Origin of the sequence: Psychrobacillus sp. NPDC058041 (assembly GCF_042885655.1) — a bacterium.
GTDB lineage: Bacteria > Bacillota > Bacilli > Bacillales_A > Planococcaceae > Psychrobacillus.
This window is the reverse complement of the sequence record NZ_JBHVRO010000004.1, coordinates 67,649-83,944: the sequence shown is the minus strand read 5'-3', so window position 1 is coordinate 83,944 and position 16,296 is coordinate 67,649. Positions and strand designations below refer to the sequence as shown.

17 protein-coding genes and 1 pseudogene are annotated in these 16,296 nt (G+C 38.5%); 3 read left to right on the top strand and 15 right to left on the bottom strand.

Annotation, left to right across the window (positions count from 1 at the left end):
• Positions 1-190: 190 nt before the first annotated feature.
• The 12 genes and pseudogenes from ACFVR1_RS07890 to ACFVR1_RS07835 all read right to left on the bottom strand — a co-directional run bounded on the left by ACFVR1_RS07890 (position 191) and on the right by ACFVR1_RS07835 (position 9,371).
• Positions 191-1,708 (bottom strand): aldehyde dehydrogenase family protein, encoded by a 1,518-nt coding sequence (locus ACFVR1_RS07890; protein WP_387582657.1) that lies wholly within the window; start codon positions 1,706-1,708, stop codon positions 191-193.
• A 14-nt stretch (positions 1,709-1,722) separates the two neighbouring features.
• Complete coding sequence (locus ACFVR1_RS07885; protein ID WP_387582654.1) at positions 1,723-2,496, bottom strand: enoyl-CoA hydratase-related protein; 774 nt, start codon at positions 2,494-2,496, stop codon at positions 1,723-1,725.
• 12 nt (positions 2,497-2,508) lie between these two features.
• The gene (locus ACFVR1_RS07880) at positions 2,509-3,285 is read right to left on the bottom strand and encodes an enoyl-CoA hydratase/isomerase family protein (RefSeq protein ID WP_387582652.1); all 777 of its coding nucleotides are present in this window, start codon (positions 3,283-3,285) and stop codon (positions 2,509-2,511) included.
• Complete coding sequence (locus ACFVR1_RS07875) at positions 3,285-3,587, bottom strand: EthD family reductase (protein WP_387582649.1); 303 nt, start codon at positions 3,585-3,587, stop codon at positions 3,285-3,287. Before ACFVR1_RS07875 ends, ACFVR1_RS07880 begins: the two co-directional genes overlap by 1 nt.
• Positions 3,588-3,603: 16 nt before the next feature.
• A complete protein-coding gene (gene paaD / locus ACFVR1_RS07870) occupies positions 3,604-4,104 on the bottom strand; it encodes a 1,2-phenylacetyl-CoA epoxidase subunit PaaD (RefSeq protein WP_387582647.1) in 501 nt (166 codons plus the stop codon).
• Positions 4,105-4,130: 26 nt separating this feature from the next.
• Positions 4,131-4,943 (bottom strand): 1,2-phenylacetyl-CoA epoxidase subunit PaaC, encoded by an 813-nt coding sequence (paaC, locus tag ACFVR1_RS07865; protein WP_387582644.1) that lies wholly within the window; start codon positions 4,941-4,943, stop codon positions 4,131-4,133.
• Positions 4,940-5,287 carry a 1,2-phenylacetyl-CoA epoxidase subunit PaaB gene (gene paaB / locus ACFVR1_RS07860; RefSeq protein ID WP_387582641.1) on the bottom strand — a complete coding sequence of 116 codons (348 nt, stop codon included), beginning with the start codon at positions 5,285-5,287 and terminating at the stop codon, positions 4,940-4,942. Before paaB ends, paaC begins: the two co-directional genes overlap by 4 nt.
• A gap of 18 nt (positions 5,288-5,305) precedes the next feature.
• Positions 5,306-6,259 carry a 1,2-phenylacetyl-CoA epoxidase subunit PaaA gene (gene paaA / locus ACFVR1_RS07855; RefSeq protein WP_387582638.1) on the bottom strand — a complete coding sequence of 318 codons (954 nt, stop codon included), beginning with the start codon at positions 6,257-6,259 and terminating at the stop codon, positions 5,306-5,308.
• 123 nt (positions 6,260-6,382) lie between these two features.
• The gene (locus tag ACFVR1_RS07850; RefSeq protein ID WP_387582635.1) at positions 6,383-6,622 is read right to left on the bottom strand and encodes a ferredoxin; all 240 of its coding nucleotides are present in this window, start codon (positions 6,620-6,622) and stop codon (positions 6,383-6,385) included.
• A 24-nt stretch (positions 6,623-6,646) separates the two neighbouring features.
• Positions 6,647-7,669: an NAD(P)/FAD-dependent oxidoreductase gene (locus ACFVR1_RS07845; protein ID WP_387582632.1), complete on the bottom strand. Its 1,023-nt coding sequence runs from the start codon at positions 7,667-7,669 to the stop codon at positions 6,647-6,649.
• Positions 7,670-7,694: 25 nt separating this feature from the next.
• Positions 7,695-8,429: pseudogene (locus tag ACFVR1_RS07840) on the bottom strand (phenylacetate--CoA ligase family protein); the annotation flags it as partial.
• 471 nt (positions 8,430-8,900) lie between these two features.
• Entirely contained in the window at positions 8,901-9,371 is a 471-nt protein-coding gene (locus ACFVR1_RS07835) for a DinB family protein (RefSeq protein WP_387582630.1), read from the bottom strand.
• Positions 9,372-9,525: 154 nt separating this feature from the next.
• Here ACFVR1_RS07835 and ACFVR1_RS07830 point away from each other — a divergent pair, with 154 nt between their 5' ends.
• The 3 genes from ACFVR1_RS07830 to ACFVR1_RS07820 all read left to right on the top strand — a co-directional run bounded on the left by ACFVR1_RS07830 (position 9,526) and on the right by ACFVR1_RS07820 (position 13,216).
• Entirely contained in the window at positions 9,526-10,767 is a 1,242-nt protein-coding gene (locus ACFVR1_RS07830; RefSeq protein ID WP_387582628.1) for an aminopeptidase, read from the top strand.
• Between the two features lie 301 nt (positions 10,768-11,068).
• Positions 11,069-11,770: a response regulator transcription factor gene (locus ACFVR1_RS07825; RefSeq protein ID WP_387582625.1), complete on the top strand. Its 702-nt coding sequence runs from the start codon at positions 11,069-11,071 to the stop codon at positions 11,768-11,770.
• A gap of 6 nt (positions 11,771-11,776) precedes the next feature.
• Positions 11,777-13,216, top strand: coding sequence for a sensor histidine kinase (locus ACFVR1_RS07820; RefSeq protein ID WP_387582622.1), 1,440 nt, complete (start codon positions 11,777-11,779; stop codon positions 13,214-13,216).
• A 45-nt stretch (positions 13,217-13,261) separates the two neighbouring features.
• Here ACFVR1_RS07820 and ACFVR1_RS07815 read toward each other — a convergent pair whose 3' ends face one another.
• The 3 genes from ACFVR1_RS07815 to ACFVR1_RS07805 are packed head-to-tail and all read right to left on the bottom strand — an operon-like array spanning position 13,262 to position 16,291.
• Entirely contained in the window at positions 13,262-13,615 is a 354-nt protein-coding gene (locus ACFVR1_RS07815; protein WP_387582620.1) for a YxeA family protein, read from the bottom strand.
• Between the two features lie 5 nt (positions 13,616-13,620).
• Positions 13,621-15,537, bottom strand: coding sequence for an FtsX-like permease family protein (locus tag ACFVR1_RS07810; protein ID WP_387582618.1), 1,917 nt, complete (start codon positions 15,535-15,537; stop codon positions 13,621-13,623).
• A complete protein-coding gene (locus tag ACFVR1_RS07805; RefSeq protein WP_387582616.1) occupies positions 15,524-16,291 on the bottom strand; it encodes an ABC transporter ATP-binding protein in 768 nt (255 codons plus the stop codon). Before ACFVR1_RS07805 ends, ACFVR1_RS07810 begins: the two co-directional genes overlap by 14 nt.
• Positions 16,292-16,296: the final 5 nt, after the last annotated feature.

Here is a 16,296-nt window from a genome sequence, read left to right as displayed (position 1 = left end):
TAATCCCTGTCCGTAATCCTACTCTATTTTTACATAAGAAAGCATAAACTTTTCTCTGTAGTATCTGTCCAGACTCCAGCGCCTTGCCCCTCGGGGTCAAATGTGAAAAAGCTGTGGTGGCTAGGGAGCTGCCTCCTCGCTTTTCCCCATTTGCCTGTCGGGGCAGATATAGGCGCTTGCGCTTTTCTATTTACAGTCCGAACGGATTTAGTGGACGACTGCCATAGTATGCTAGAATGCTCTTCGTTTCAGAGTATAGATCTAGTGTCTCGATACATAACTCGCGTCCGAAACCAGATTGCTTATAACCACCAAATGGTGTCCCAGGGAATGCAGAAAATGGACAGTTTACCATAACAATTCCTGCCTGGATCTGATTTGCAACACGTGTTGCACGTGCACCATCTTTTGACCAAATCGCTGAACCTAACCCAAACTCAGTATCGTTCGCTAGTCTTATAGCTTCTTTTTCATCTTTAAATTTCATCACAACGACAACTGGACCGAAAATTTCTTCTTTAACAACCGTAATATTGTGATCTACGTTTGCAATTATCGTCGGCTCATACCAGAATCCATTTCCGTATCCTTCTGGCTTTGCAACATTACCTCCAACAAGAATTTCTGCCCCTTCCTTTCGAGCAGATTGAACGTAACCATCGATTGTATCCAGTTGACCTTGATCTATAATAGCGCCGACATGAGTATCTTTATCAAATGGATTTCCTAGCTGTAGTTTTTTCGTTTTTTCAACAAACTTGCTCATGAATTCATCATAAATGTCTTCGTGAACATATAAACGAGAACGGGCTTCACATGATTGACCTGAGTTGTAGAAAATACCAAATAAAGAGCCATCTACTGCAGCTTCAATATCCGCATCTTCAAATACAAGATTCGGTGATTTTCCACCAAGCTCAAGAGTAACCCGTTTTAACGTTTGAGAGGCCTTGCCCATAATATCTTTCCCAATAGGGGTTGAACCAGTGAATGCTACTTTATCAACTTGCGGATGTTCCACTAAAAAGTTCCCGATGTCAGATCCCGAGCCTGGAAGAACATTTACTACGCCTGCTGGAACACCTGCTTCAAGACAAATTTCCCCAAGAATAATAGCAGTAAGTGGAGTAAGTGATGCCGGCTTCACAATTACAGAACAACCTACTGCAATAGCAGGAGCGATTTTCCAAGCTGCCATCATGAGTGGGTAATTCCATGGTATGATTTGCGCGCAAACACCAACAGGCTCCTTCTCTGTGTAGTTGTGGAATTGTCCAGGGACATTGTTAACTGTTCCGCGGTGACCAACAATTGCACCAGCATAAAACTCAAAATCCTCAATTGCTTGTGAAACTTGACCTTGCGCTGCGTGAAGAGATTTTCCAGTATCAAGAATTTCCAATTCAACAAGTTCATTGAAACGAGCACGCATTATTGCCGCAATTTTATTCAATACTTGCGCACGACGACCAATTGTTGACTTTTTCCACTTGCCATTATCAAACGCATCACGAGCAGCGGCAACGGCTTTTTCAGCATCTTCTTTTGAAGCTTTTGCAACTTCCGCTACAAGTTCACCTGTTGCCGGATTAAATGTCTTAATCGTTTCTCCTGTACTGCTTTTTACTTTTTCTCCGTTAATAATCAAATGATAAAATTCCCGTTTCATCGCTTCTTGCTCCATTTTGTTTTCACCAATTGTTGTCATGTGCTCAGCTCTCCTTATTTTCCTGAAAAAACAGGTTTTCTTTTTTCCATAAATGCACGGACACCTTCTCGATGATCATTTGTTAGACCAGCGATTCGCTGCCCTTGTGCTTCTTGCTCCAAGTAGTCTTCAAAAGAAAGTTCCGCAACCGCTTTCAAGGAACGCTTGATTAATCCAATTGCTTTTGTTGGCAAAGCGGCAAGATTTGCTGCAAATGCGGCAACGTCTTCTTCCCAAGTTTCTAATTGAATTAGTCTGTTCGCTAATCCCATTGCTACTGAATCAGCAGCTGTCACTTTTTCTCCCAAGATGGATAGCTCTGCAGCTTTAGACTGACCAACTAACTGTGTTAAATAATAAAGATTACCCGAATCTGGAATGAGGCCAACATGTATGAAAGCATTCAAAAAACTGGCACGTTCCGAAACAAGTCGGAAGTCACAAGCGAGCGCTAGGCTGAATCCTGCTCCGGCGGCTACCCCATTGACCGCTGCGACAATTGGTTTTTCACATTGTCTAATTTGCTTAATCATCGGTCCGTAGTGGTCTCTTAACACTTGACCATGATCCATATTCTCATCGACTTCTGCTAAATCCTGACCAGAACAAAATGCCCGTCCTTCGCCTGAAATGACAATACAACGAACTTGTTCATCAAACGTAGCGACTTTAATCGCGTCTTTCACTTCCCGATTCATTTGTGCGATAAATGCATTCAATTTTTCCGGTCTATTTAAATAAAGCCATGCAATACCGTCTTTAACGTCATAACGAATCGTTTCAAACATGTAACAACCTCCTTACTTCCCTTGATAATTCGGTTTTCTTTTTTCTACAAATGCATTCATACCTTCTTTTTGGTCTTGTGTGCCGAAAAGTAGGTAGAAGTTTTTTCGTTCATATTGCATTCCTTCATATAACGAGTAATCCACTGCTTTGTTGACCGAATCTTTAATGAGGCGCAATGAGAGAGGCGGCTGTTTAGCAAGTCGATCTGCGAATTTCATCGTTTCTTCCATTAATAGTTCAGAAGCAACAATTTTATTGATTACTGCGTGTTTAAGAGCCGTTTCCGCAGAAATACGCTCTCCAGTCCAAAGCCACTCCAATGCTTTTGTACGTCCAGCAAGTTTCGTCAGCCGTTGTGTTCCTCCTGCCCCAGGCATCACCCCGAGGCCAACTTCTGGAAATGAAAAGTCTGTACCGCTTGCAGCGATTAATAAATCACAGCAAAGCGCAAGCTCAAATCCACCTCCGAAAACGAACCCTTTTACCGCACCTATAATTGGTTTTTTTATGAGTGAAAAACGATCCCAATCAGCAAACTGATTTAATTGTTCCAGGCTAATTGGATTATCATCCATCATTTCATCTATATCTGCTCCCGCTGAAAAAGCACGCCCTTTACCGGTAAGTACGATAACCCGAACTTTTTCATCTTGGTCAAATCCTTCCATCGCAACGACAATTTCATTTACCATTTTCCGATTCAATGAGTTTAACTGCCGGGGACGATTTAGTTCAATAACCCCTACGTTTCCCGTTAAGGAAGTTTCAATGAATTCGAAACTGTTCATTACGCTTCCTCACCGATCATTAATGTAACAAGATCGCCTGCAAATCCCATCAAGTCCTTGCCAGATGCTCTTCCTTCAGGTGAACGTAGGCCTTCTTGCAATGCATCCAAACTATCGTAATGCATCTCACATGTGAGATAGTATTTTCCTTCTCCCCCCATCGGAGATCCTGTCACTTTCGTCACTTTCATCTCTCGAAGACCAGGAATTTTTGCCGTAAGGGGTGCGTGCACGTTGAAATAATGATTATCAAAAGCCTCTTTGTTTTCGGGATGTTTGTATAACGCGATTAATTTAGCCATTTTTCTTCTCCTCACTTCACATTAATGTAGAAACAGGTTTCATTGCTTCAAAAACATTTTTACAGCTTTTACAGTACAAAATACTTCTGCACGCTGTCGGTCCAAAAATATTTTCCATCGTTACATAAGTAGATCCACAATACGCACAATCGACATGCCATGAGCCGTCCTCTTCCAAATGACGGGGTGGAGGAGCAATTCCAAACTTCCTTAAATTCACATGTCCTTGTTCCGTTATTCGGTCAGACGTCCACGGCGGATGAAAGACGAATTCCACTTCGACTTCGTTCACTTCTGGTAGTTTTTTTACAGCATTCATCGTATTCATTTTGATAATTTCGAGTGCAGGACACCCTAAAAAAGTCGGAAGTAGAACTATTTTTACGTTATATCCTTCTGTAGTGACTTCTCCCACCATACCAAGATCTACTATGCTGATTGAATCAATTTCCGGATCATTTACACTTTTAAGTACTTCCAATACGCGGCCCACAGAAACTTCTACAGATGCAGTCATTCAGCTCACCTCTTTCCATCTTCGGATTACCAGACTGCTACTGAATCAAGTTTGTAAACTTCAGAAAGCGTAAGTAATGCTTCATCCAAGTCTTTTGTATGTTCGCCATTCCGTCCGTTTTTAGTAGGCAGATCTGGAATCGTCGGCACTTTCATTTGAAGAAAACTAAATACTGGTTCAATACCCGCTCTCCATTTTTCTTTCAACATTTCCTCACTAGCTATTAATCTACTTGTTTCAATTGCTTGTTTTTGGTTTCCATAAGAAAATACATCTCCAAAATCACCCATAACGAGTTCTATTGCATCGTTCATTTTCTTTTTTGCTACATCCGTAGAGCTTAGTAATTGTTTAAACCAAGTTTCCCAGTGTAATCTATGATAATAAAGTTCCATTTTCACTTTTACAGCCGCTTCTGCAATTGGGCTATAAGAACTTTCACTTAACGAATCAATTTTCACTTTTTTCGCTTGCGTGTAAAAGTAACTTCTTACCACTTGATAGGCCCAATCATATTGAGGTGTTTCCATATAATAGCCTTCCCCGTTCACTCTCTCCGTCAAAATACTGTTTCTTCTTTCATGTGCCTTACGCAAATGGGCAAGGTCATCGGCATTACCCACTCCTAAATCTTCTAGGAGTTTGTAGTACATTGCTGCATGCCCCATACTGTCTTGGCTAATAGATGATGAAGCGACGTCTTCCTCAATATGCGGAGCAAGTCCGAGCCATTCAGATCCTCGGTAGGAATACAAAAAATCATCGTCCGCCAGTTGGAATAATAAGTTTGTTATCGCTTCTTTATATTCTGGGCTCATGATAGAATCGTTTTCGCTCATTTACGTTCTCCTCCCCATGACAGAATCTCTTTTTCATCTAGTATTTGCTGCTCGTATTGACGCCATTTTTTCTTTAAGTAGCCGTAGCCTTTTGTCGTACGATAATCTTTATTGTCTAGCCTGCCAAGTGTCTGTTTTTCTTCTACATTCATCTTTCGGATATTCTTTCGATTCACAATCCAAATGTCAGCAACCGGTTCACGGCGCATGAAATTTTCCTGTGCCAAAATAAATGCCATATCTTCATTTGGAGCTAGTAAGCTAAATTGGTGCTGGAATGCAGAGCTTGGCGTTCTCTTACTAAAAACTTCATATTCTTGATAAAATGTTTTCTCATCCGCCATTTATCCTGACTCCTTCCTCTAATTAACTGCCACGCTTAGTGCCTCACGCACCCATGCATTGTTTTCATAAGAAGTTTTGCGTAAGTTTAGGCGCGCTTGTGAACGTGGTCCTCCGTTTTTAATGATTTTCTTGAATTCATTCCAATCCGGTTGCTTATAAGACCATAGTTTACTTCCTTCATCGAAATGAAGAGTGGAATCCGGAATCGTGAGTCCAAGTGATAAAATACGTGGAATGTATTTGTCAAAAAAGATTTGCCTGAAGTCTTCGTTTGTTTTCGTTCGGATTTTATATTTAATCGTTAAATCTTGTTTCGAAGAACCCGTCGTTTCTTTACTTGCTGGTCCGAAGAACATGAGAAGGGCCTCCCACCAACGATTCAGGGATTCTTGAATCATCGCTTTTTGCTCATCTGTTCCTTCTGCAAGCGCCATGATAATCGATTCGCCATGTTGTGCATGAAAAACTTCTTCTGCACAAATGCGTTGCAATGCTCTCGCATATGGTCCGTATGAAGCACCAAGCATATTGGTTTGTGTAATAATAGCTGCACCGTCAACGAGCCAGCCAATTATGCCTGCATCCGCCCATGTTTTCGTTTCCATATGGAAAACATTATGGAATTTCAAATCACCTTTGAATAAGTCTTGCATTAAATCTCCACGGTTTTTCCCATACGGTGCCAATAAGTCTTCAGTTACACGTAAAAGCAACTGACCGTGACCCATTTCATCTTGCACCTTTGCCATAATGCCAAGCTTCCTAGAAAGAGAAGGAGCTTTAGGAACCCATTCTTTCTCAGGTAGTGCTCCCATTATTTCACTTATTCCGTGCATGGAAATCAGTCTAATTAATGTCAATCTGTATTCTTCCGGCATCCAATCATCCGCTTCAATCTTGTCGCCATTTTCTATTCGCTGCATGAAATGAGCCATTTGTAATTCTTCCGTAGAACTTTGTACACTCGACATGTATAGTCACCCCTTTATTTAAGTTATGCATTGTTGTTACTTGATATAACATTTTAATAACGTCATTATATTATGACGTTATATAAGTTGCAAGTAAATTCTGATAATTCAACATATATTACTTTATACCATTTCTGTTATAATTGGCTCGTTTGCTATTTTAATAGATTCAGTTGGGCATCCTTCAAACGCGTCTTCTAAATCTTCAAGTAAATCTTCTGGTACTTCAGCCTTTCCAAAATTATTATCAAGAATTACATAAGCAAGTCCCTCATCATCATAATCAAAGATGTCAGGTGCACTTGCCCCACAAGCTCCACATGCAATGCACGTTTCCTGATCAACAATCGTAAACTTAGGCATAATGTACTTCCTTCCTTCTTCTTTTTAGTAGACTTTTTCCGTTTTTATCTCAGGTTTATCCATCACAGTTGTACTGTGAATTGGCTGAACTTTTGATGTTGGATCTATATACACTTTTGCATTACTAATCGCTGTTGGTGCTTCGCCAAATCCACTTGCGATCAACTTTACTTTTCCTTCATATGTGCAAATATCACCCGCAGCATATATTCCCGGAATATTTGTTTCCATTTTTGAATTGACGACAATGCTGTTTTTCTCTAAATTAAATCCCCAATTTTTAATCGGACCAAGAGAGGATACGAAACCATAATTCACAATAACATCGTCCACTGCAATGACCTTCATTTCTGCACCTTTCACTTCGCTTAAGACGACATGCGTAATTTTTTCTTCTCCCATAAACTCTGTAGGAACGAATGGAGTCAGTACATCGACAGTAGAAGCCATCAACATTTCCACTGTATGTTCATGAGCGCGAAATTTATCACGGCGATGGGCCAAAGTTACTTTTTCCGCAACCGACTCCAGCATAAGAGCCCAATCCACTGCAGAATCTCCGCCACCAAATAGTTGAACTTTTTTCCCGGTAAATTGTTGTAAATCATTGATGAAATAATGCAGATTGCTTTCTTCGAATCTAGCAGCATTTGCAAGATCTAGCTTCTTTGGTTGGAATGCACCATTTCCAGCAGTAATAATGATTGTTTTAGTAAAATGGGACTCTTTATTCGTCGTAAGTTTAAAAGAATTGTCTTGCTGTCTTTCTATCTCTTCCACCGCTTCATTTAAACAAATAGTTTGTTCAAATTGAGTCATTTGTTCCTTTAATCTATCTACGAGTTGTTGTGCTGTTATTTTTGGGAAACCCGCAACATCATAAATATACTTTTCCGGATATAACGCTGATAGTTGTCCTCCAAGCTGCGGGAGGCTTTCGATAATTTTGCAAGACATATTTCGAAGGCCTGCATAAAAAGCAGTGAATAAGCCAACCGGCCCTCCTCCGATAATAGTTACGTCAAACACATCCTCATTGTGAGACAAATTTAGTTCCTCCTTCTAAGTGGTCTTAAACTTCAATTACCTTTTTAACTCTGTTATCTACAACGCGAATCGCTTTTCCTTCCGATCTTGGTATCGTTTTAGGGCGATTGAAAACGATATCCATCGAAACTAAACAAGTCGATTTCATTAAACTCTGAATTTTGCTTTTCAATTGGGTTATCCGCGAATCACTTAAATCACCAGCAATCATTTCATATAAAGTGTTATCAATTTCTACATGCAGCTCCGCACAGTCCATCGCGTCTTTTCTTAATAAATGAATTTGATAATGTGGCACTAAATTTTCTACCTGTAAAAGAATCCGTTCAATTTCCGACGGGAATACATTTACCCCGCGAATAATCATCATGTCATCTGTACGGCCTTTCACGCGCGACATTCTCGTTGTGGTTCTACCACATTTGCACTTCTCACGTGTAATGGATGAGATATCACCTGTGCGATATCGAATAATTGGGAGGGCTTCCTTTGTTAAACTTGTAAAAACTAGTTCCCCTTCTTGACCTTCAGCAACTGGTTCAAGTGTGTCAGGATTAATTACTTCAATGTAAAAGTGGTCTTCCTGCACATGTAAGCCATTTTGTGCTTCATGACATTCAACGGAGACACCCGGTCCAATGATTTCACTTAATCCGTATATATCAATTGCTTTCAAATGGAACGTTTGCTCAAGCTTCTCTCGCATTTCTTCCGACCAAGGCTCTGCACCGAACTTTGAATATCGTCTGGAGTAATACCGAGTTCCTCAAATTTTTTACGATAAAACGCAACATGCTCATAAACATTCCTAACCGTATCTCGTAGCCGTTTAAGTTGAAGAAATTCCATCTCATTGCGCGCCATTGTCTCTACATGCGGATTATACAAACATCATTCCTCCTCAGGTAATGTAATATAAATCTATGTATAACACTTTAAAAACGATAGATACATAATTAGTAATGTGATATTAGATTAATAGCTAGAATACTATAAGTCAACACAAAATTCCGAAAATTCTCTTTTCGTTTCTAGTTAGATTCCCCGTAATAGTCACAATAATGGTCATTCACTGTATCAAATATTTTTTCAATATTAAACACCTCTCCACTTTACAGTAGAGAGGTGTTTGAATTTTTTCTATTCATTTGCAGTGAGATCATTGCTTTTGTACAATGTATGAGCTGTTTCTCGTTCATAATACAATTGCGTTAGAAAGTGGTACCTGAAGTTATTGCATTTCTTTTGTCGGACCCATAACGCCTGGTACTTTTAAACCTGCTTGTCTTAGTAATACCGTCATCTGACTGCGGTGATGTGTTTGATGGTCAATAAAGCCACGTAAAAATTTTCCGCGCGCTATTGGTCCAACAAATCCAGAGATTTCTTCCAGCAACATTTCATCTGTCAGCTTAGCCGCCTCTATTTTATATGCATCGACAGCTTTTTCATAAGCCTTTACAATTTCTGATACATCTGTTGGTATCGCCTCATCTCGTCCAGGTCCAGGAATTTCTAAGCCTGCAAAATGACCAAATGCTCCCGCAGCCCCAACTAAATGCCAAGCTAACCAACCAAGCGTATTATGTCCTTCCACAATTGCTTGGTCTAACTTTTCATTTGTCATCGCTCTGAAAATATTTAATGTACCTTCTGCCGAAGTTGTCCAATCTTCTATAAAATCCTCTACTTTACGATACAAACATATCACTCCTGTTTAAAATAGATTTTCATTTCTATCATAGCGAACAGGTATATTGGGCGCAACATTCAGACACTTTTTACATATAAATAAAGATGTTTCAGTTTAAGCATGATAGAATAGTTAATAACGACAAATTATTGGAGGAAAAATAATGTTAGCTAACTTTAATGAAAACTTACAGAAATATGCAAAACTACTAGTTGCAAAAGGAATCAATGTACAACCCGGTGATTGGGTTAAAATGACCATCACTGTCGATCAAGCTCCATTAGCCCAATTAATCACCAAAGAGGCTTATAACTTAGGTGCTGAAAAGGTCATTATCAAATGGTCAGATGACGAAATTAGTAAATTACATTATTTACACCAACCTATAGAAGTGTTGACCGACATTCCTGATTACGAAATTCAAGAATCCGAAGACCATGTATTAAATCATCGCGTGAGCCGACTTTCTATTGTATCAAGTGATCCAGGCATACTAAATGAAGTTGATCCTGCTAAAATTGCTGCCTACCAAAATGTAGCAGGAAAGGCGTTCCATGCACAACGCATTGCAACTCAAAATGATGATTTAAAATGGACAGTTGCGGCTGCTGCTGGAGCTGGTTGGGCTGCACAAGTATTCCCTAACTTGGCAACTTCCGAGGAACAAGTTGATGCATTATGGGACCAAATCTTCAAATCTAGCCGTGTCTATACAGAAGATCCAATTGCTGCCTGGGACGAACATAAGAAAATATTAAATGAAAAAGCAGCGAAATTGAATGAAGCACAATTCGATGCTTTACACTACACTGCACCAGGTACTGATTTAACTTTAGGTTTACCAAAAAACCATATTTGGGCTTGTGCTGAAAGTTATAACCCTAAAGGGGAAGAGTTTATTGCTAACATGCCTACGGAAGAGGTTTTCACTGCTCCAGATACACATCGCATGGAAGGTGTAGTACGCAGCACCAAACCACTAAGCTACGCTGGTACATTAATTGAAGGTATTGAAGTGCACTTTAAAGATGGCAAAATCGTGGATATTTCTGCTGAAAAAGGAGATGAAACGATTAAAAAATTAGTTTTTGACAATGAAGGTGGTACAGGACTAGGTGAAGTAGCACTTGTTCCGGACCCATCTCCGATTTCTCAATCGGGAGTTACTTTCTTTAATACACTATTTGATGAAAATGCATCTAATCACTTAGCAATTGGCTCTGCTTACCCTACTACGATTCAAGGTGGGACAAAAATGAGTCAAGAAGAATTGTTAAAAAACGGCATGAATACTTCTATTGTTCATGTTGATTTCATGATTGGTTCTAACAAAATGGATATTGATGGCATCAAAAAAGATGGCACCATCGTTCCAATTTTCCGTAATGGAGACTGGGCAATTTAGTCGTTCCTTAAAGACAATCCAATTTCAAAAGTCCAAGGGTAAAGCTTCGTTTCTGAAGCAATCTCCTTGGACTTTTTTTCATTTGATACCAGGTTCTTAAACAATTCGATACTGTATTCCTATTCACTTAAAAACATTTAACACAAAATGAGCTATCCCTCATATCGTCACGAAGAATAGCTCGTTGCACTTTAATTTGGGGCTCCCCATAGAAATGAGTTTCCCTCCACCTTATATTTTGCGAAGGAATTATAGATTACTCTATACTGTAGGTAATGATTGTTGTTTGGGAGGTTGAAGAATGGCTAGTAATCAGTGTATTTTAATTATTGACGATGAGGAAGATTTGGCACGTCTCATGGAAAAAGTTTTACATAAAGAAGGCATTACAAATACTATAACGACTGGGACAGTGGCAGATGGTTGGGCAAAATTTCAGGAGTTTAATCCTGCTCTTGTATTGCTAGATATTATGCTTCCTGATGGCGAGGGCTATGATTTATGCAAACAAATTCGTGAAGTGTCCAATGTGCCAATTTTATTTTTATCGGCGAAGGATGAGGAAATCGATAAGCTTTTAGGGCTGGCGATAGGCGGAGATGATTATATTACCAAGCCATTCAGTCCGAGGGAAGTTGCTTATCGGGTGAAAGCACAGCTGAGACGTATTAACTTTTCAGAGGAAAAATTTGCTCCGAAAAGTTTACAAGTTGGTCCTTTTGAGCTTAGTGCTAATGAAACAGAAGTGAAAAAGGATGGCAAAACGTTAGAGCTCACAGCTAAAGAAATTGGGCTGATGAGCTGTTTTATGCATCATTCAAATCAAATTTTGAGCAAGGAAACTTTATTTGAACATGTGTGGGGAGATGATTTTTTCGGATCCGATAACACAGTGATGGTACATATTCGTCGTTTACGTGAAAAAATTGAGGTTGAGCCTTCAAATCCTTCGTTTATATTAACTGTTAAAGGGCTTGGTTATAAATTACATACCAAGGGGTGAGGGAAGATGAAGTGGAAATTGACACGGCGCTTTTTAGGATCCGTTGTTACAATTGTTGTAATCGTAGGGATTGTAAATACAATTTTACTCTTCGGCTTACTCAGTTTTCGATCAATGTATAGTTTCGGGACAGAGGATGTATCTGCAGAGAACTTTAGCCGAACTTTTTCACAATATGTAGTAATACAAAATGACAAACCAGTGGTTAACAAAGAAGGGTTAGAACAACTACAAGACATGAAGGCATGGGTACAGTTTTTGAATAGTAAGGGTGAGCAAGTGGCTGCTTATTATACACCCGAAACTTTACTAAATGAGTATTCTCCGATTGAAATTGTTCAAATGTATAAGTACAAAGAAGTAGATGGTGAGACAACTGTTTTTGTCGGCGAAGCCTACGACTTTAGCTATTTGATAGGTGTGAAAGATAGAGGAATTAGTCGCTATGTATTGACCTATGATTATTTAAAAGTATTTAAATACATTAATATCTTACTCTTACTTTTTTTAATCGTGGATATAATTATTGCATTAGTTATTGGCTTATTATTTGGAAAAAGGTTAACAACTCCACTCAATACTTTAATAGAAGGAATTCAACAACTTCGTGAAAGACGCTTTAAAAAAATGCCTATACCTAAGGGCGTTTATGAAGAGGTATTTCACAATATGAATGAACTATCCGTAAAATTAGATCAGTATGAAAAAGAACGTGATCAACTCGACCAAATGCGAGAGGAATGGATTAGCAATGTTTCTCATGACATGAAGACGCCACTTGCTTCAATTCATGGTTATACAGAATTGATGAAAGATAACGTCACAGATTTAACACCACAAGAAGTACATGAGTATACATCTATTATCAATCGACAGTCTATGTTTATGAAAGATTTATTAGATGACCTAAATTTAACAATGCGCTTACGCAATCAACAACTGCCCTTACAATTTGAAGATGTGAATATTGTTGGGTTTATACGTGAAATGACCATAGAGCTATTAAATGATTCACAATTTGGTTATCGACAGGTTGAATTTGAGGCAAATGTGGACAAAGCAGTGCATAAAGTGGATAAAAAATTACTGAAACGGGCAATTTTTAACTTTATCTACAATGCACTTGTGCATAACGATGAAAAAGTCGTCGTGAAAATACAAATTAATAATATTTATCCACAATGTGGACAAGAGCAAATATCAAGCAACATATCCACAGCTTCAGAGTTTCATACCCAAATTACAATTGCCGATAATGGTCGTGGTATTCCCTCTAAAGATCTAAAACAGGTTTTTGAACGCTACTATAGAGGTACCAATACTACTAGTAAACATGGTACTGGTTTAGGAATGGCTATTGCAAGAGATATAATACTAGCTCATAATGGGAAAATTGATTTGACAAGTGTTGAAAATAAGGGAACCGCGATTACTATACTATTATGAGAAAAGGGCTGTACTCCACTTACTATTGGAGACAGCCCTTCTTTCTTATTTTTTTTGTGCTTTTTTCGGAATATCTTCCAATTTTACTTCATCATATGACGATACTTGATCACCATTTTTTACGTACATTTTCAAATAGGCATCTTTTCGAAGATTTTTATGTGCAGTGAATTCAAGCGGGATTGTTTCCCCATCTGCATTTGTAGCATCTAGTTTATAAGAATAGTAGGTCATCACTGAACCATCATCTAGCTTGGTGTCATGCTGCACCCCATCCTCTGTAATTTGTAAATAATAATTGCTGGCGTTCATGCGGTTAAAGTCGATTTTCGTAAATGCAAAGACACCTACTACTCCTAGTACAAATAAAATACCGATTATCGTTAGAAATTTCTTCATTTCAATCATCCTTCTGTTTTATTATTTTGTGTGATAATTCGATTGTAAGAAGCTACCGTTAAAATATAGTACAGTCCGTAGATAGCTGTATAAGCAATCATCCAGATCAATACGGGTTTTGCTAGGTCCATTGTTAGTAAACTAGAGAAGGCTTTTAAAGCAATAGCACTGTGTAATAAACCTACTGTTAGTGGCACGAAGAAGATGACAAATACTTGTGATGCAATGGATTTACGCATTTCTTTTGCGCTAACACCCATTTTATGAAGCATATTGTATTGTGATTTATCTTCCTCTGCTTCAGTTAAAACTTTAAAGTAAATGATACTACCTGTTGCAGCTAAAAATACAAGACCAAGGAAACTTCCGATAAAAAGCAGTGAACCTACACTTTCGATGCCTGTTTGGAAATCTTGAGGAGCACTAGAAAATAACGCCTCGTCAGGTAACTGTTTTGCAATCTTTTTTGATAAATCTGTAGAAGCTTGATCCATACCAATGACACGATAATGTAGTGCTGCTCCTTCTTTTTGTAACGTTTTAAATTGATCATTTGATACTACGACCGCAATACCTGCCGTGCCAACATTTAATACTGTTTGTTTTTCAAAGCTTTGGAATGTTATTGCAGTGTTGTTGTTCTCACTCGTGATAGTTATGCCTTCGTATTTAGGTGAGAATCTTTTGTCATATCCAGTATCTAAAATAACCGCATTGTCCTTTTTAACATTTAATCCTTCCTTGTGTTGTAATGCTGCTAATTTGTTATATGTTTTTTCGTTAATAACCGTGTAAATTCTTTTATCAGAGTTACTGAATGCAGTGTTTAATTGGCTCGTATCAAACGTGACAGCTAGTGCCTCGATGTTTTCATCGTACTTTGTATTTTGAAGTACTTCGCTGACTCGTTCATCTATTTGAGTTTCCGTTCGTTCATACATAAAAGTATTCGGATCAGCGGTCCCAACCTGATCATTTATGTTGTAATAAAGACCATATACCGCTCCGCCTGCTGTTACAGTTGTAGCACTTAACACCGCAATGACGGTCAGTGTACGAGCATTTCCTCGGATACGATATAGCAGTTGTGAAATCGTCATTAAATGAAGGCCTTTCCACAGCCATTTCTCATTTTTCTTCATCAAAGCTAACACAAAGCCTGTAACACTATGGAACAATAGAAATGTACCGACAATGACTGTTGTTAAAATGATTAGCGCTATCATTAAAAAGCCGACTACTTGCCACACTTTAGAAGTAAAAATATCTTGCAGCGCCAACCAATAACCGATGGCAATTAACAATACTCCAAAAATGGCTACTAACATGGATGGTTTAGGGGAAGCTTCTCCTTTTTTCGATGCATGGAATAAATCAATTAGTTTAAATTGATAAATTAAACGATAGCCTTGGAATGATGTCACCAAGAAGATAGTAAGAAACACGATCGCGGTATTCAAAGCTGCCGGTCCCGAAAATGTAAATGGTGCTATGACATCATAGCCCATTAAATGAATTAAAATCGTCATAAATCCTTTTGAACAAAGGAATCCAAGAACAACCCCCACTACTAATGAAACTATACCTAATAATAAGTTTTCAAAAAAAAGCATAAACCCAATTTGACGATTACGTACGCCTAGTAATGCATACAATGCCACTTCTTTTTTTCTTTTCTTCATAAAGAATGAATTCGAGTAGGCAATAAATATGCTAACGAAGAATATTAGAATGACTGCGGCACCACTCATCAGTGAACCTAGTTTTTGAGAAGAAGCCGTTTTTTCTACAATTGTATCGCTATATTTTAATGTCACAAATGTGAAGTAGATGACAATACTAAAAACCATAGATGCGATGTATAAAAAATATTGAGAGAAGTTTCGTGCAATATTTTTTCTCGCTAGACTAAATAACGTCATCTACCTCACCTCCAATTGTTGCAAGGACATCCAAAATCTCTTGGAAGAAAGCTTTACGCGTTTGCCCACGACGGTAAATTTCTGTTGAAAGCGTACCATCCTTGATGAAAATAATACGACGACAAAAACTTGCAGCATACGCATCATGTGTTACCATCATGATGGTAGAATTATTGTTTGCATTTAAATTACTTAAGCTTTCCAGTAAATCTGTCGCTGATTTTGAATCAAGTGCACCAGTTGGCTCGTCCGCTAGAATCATCACAGGCTCTGTCACAAGTGCTCTTGCTGCTGCTGTTCTTTGCTTTTGGCCACCGGAAATCTGATATGGATATTTTGCTAGTAAATCTTCAATACCAAATACTTTCGCAATACGAGTCACTAATCTATTAATTTCTTTCGCTGGAATTTTCGCAATTGCTAGTGGTAATAATATATTTTCCTTCACAGTCAATGAGTCTAACAAATTATAATCTTGGAAGATAAAACCGAGATTATCACGTCTGAAATCCGCTAGCGCACCTTCCTTCATATCGTGAATACTCGTATCTTTCATATAAATTTTCCCTTCAGTGGGTGAATCTATTGTTGCTAACATATTAAGCAATGTTGACTTCCCCGCTCCAGAAGGTCCCATAATGCCTACAAACTCCCCTTCATGAATTTCAAATGATATATTTTCTAACGCTGTGTAAGAAGCGCTTGATTTACCATACGTTTTTTTTATATTTTCTACTTTTAATAATGTTTCCATTTGTT

Bases quoted from the DNA above. Each gene is read 5' to 3' on its own strand.
- ACFVR1_RS07890 (WP_387582657.1), bottom strand. From the start codon at position 1,708: ATGACAACAATTGGTGAAAACAAAATGGAGCAAGAAGCGATGAAACGG.
- ACFVR1_RS07885 (WP_387582654.1), bottom strand. From the start codon at position 2,496: ATGTTTGAAACGATTCGTTATGACGTTAAAGACGGTATTGCATGGCTT.
- ACFVR1_RS07805 (WP_387582616.1), bottom strand. From the start codon at position 16,291: ATGGAAACATTATTAAAAGTAGAAAATATAAAAAAAACGTATGGTAAA.
- ACFVR1_RS07810 (WP_387582618.1), bottom strand. From the start codon at position 15,537: ATGACGTTATTTAGTCTAGCGAGAAAAAATATTGCACGAAACTTCTCT.
- paaD (WP_387582647.1), bottom strand. From the start codon at position 4,104: ATGACTGCATCTGTAGAAGTTTCTGTGGGCCGCGTATTGGAAGTACTT.
- ACFVR1_RS07830 (WP_387582628.1), top strand. From the start codon at position 9,526: ATGTTAGCTAACTTTAATGAAAACTTACAGAAATATGCAAAACTACTA.
- paaC (WP_387582644.1), bottom strand. From the start codon at position 4,943: ATGAGCGAAAACGATTCTATCATGAGCCCAGAATATAAAGAAGCGATA.
- ACFVR1_RS07815 (WP_387582620.1), bottom strand. From the start codon at position 13,615: ATGAAGAAATTTCTAACGATAATCGGTATTTTATTTGTACTAGGAGTA.
- paaA (WP_387582638.1), bottom strand. From the start codon at position 6,259: ATGTCGAGTGTACAAAGTTCTACGGAAGAATTACAAATGGCTCATTTC.
- ACFVR1_RS07880 (WP_387582652.1), bottom strand. From the start codon at position 3,285: ATGAACAGTTTCGAATTCATTGAAACTTCCTTAACGGGAAACGTAGGG.
- paaB (WP_387582641.1), bottom strand. From the start codon at position 5,287: ATGGCGGATGAGAAAACATTTTATCAAGAATATGAAGTTTTTAGTAAG.
- ACFVR1_RS07850 (WP_387582635.1), bottom strand. From the start codon at position 6,622: ATGCCTAAGTTTACGATTGTTGATCAGGAAACGTGCATTGCATGTGGA.
- ACFVR1_RS07825 (WP_387582625.1), top strand. From the start codon at position 11,069: ATGGCTAGTAATCAGTGTATTTTAATTATTGACGATGAGGAAGATTTG.
- ACFVR1_RS07875 (WP_387582649.1), bottom strand. From the start codon at position 3,587: ATGGCTAAATTAATCGCGTTATACAAACATCCCGAAAACAAAGAGGCT.
- ACFVR1_RS07820 (WP_387582622.1), top strand. From the start codon at position 11,777: ATGAAGTGGAAATTGACACGGCGCTTTTTAGGATCCGTTGTTACAATT.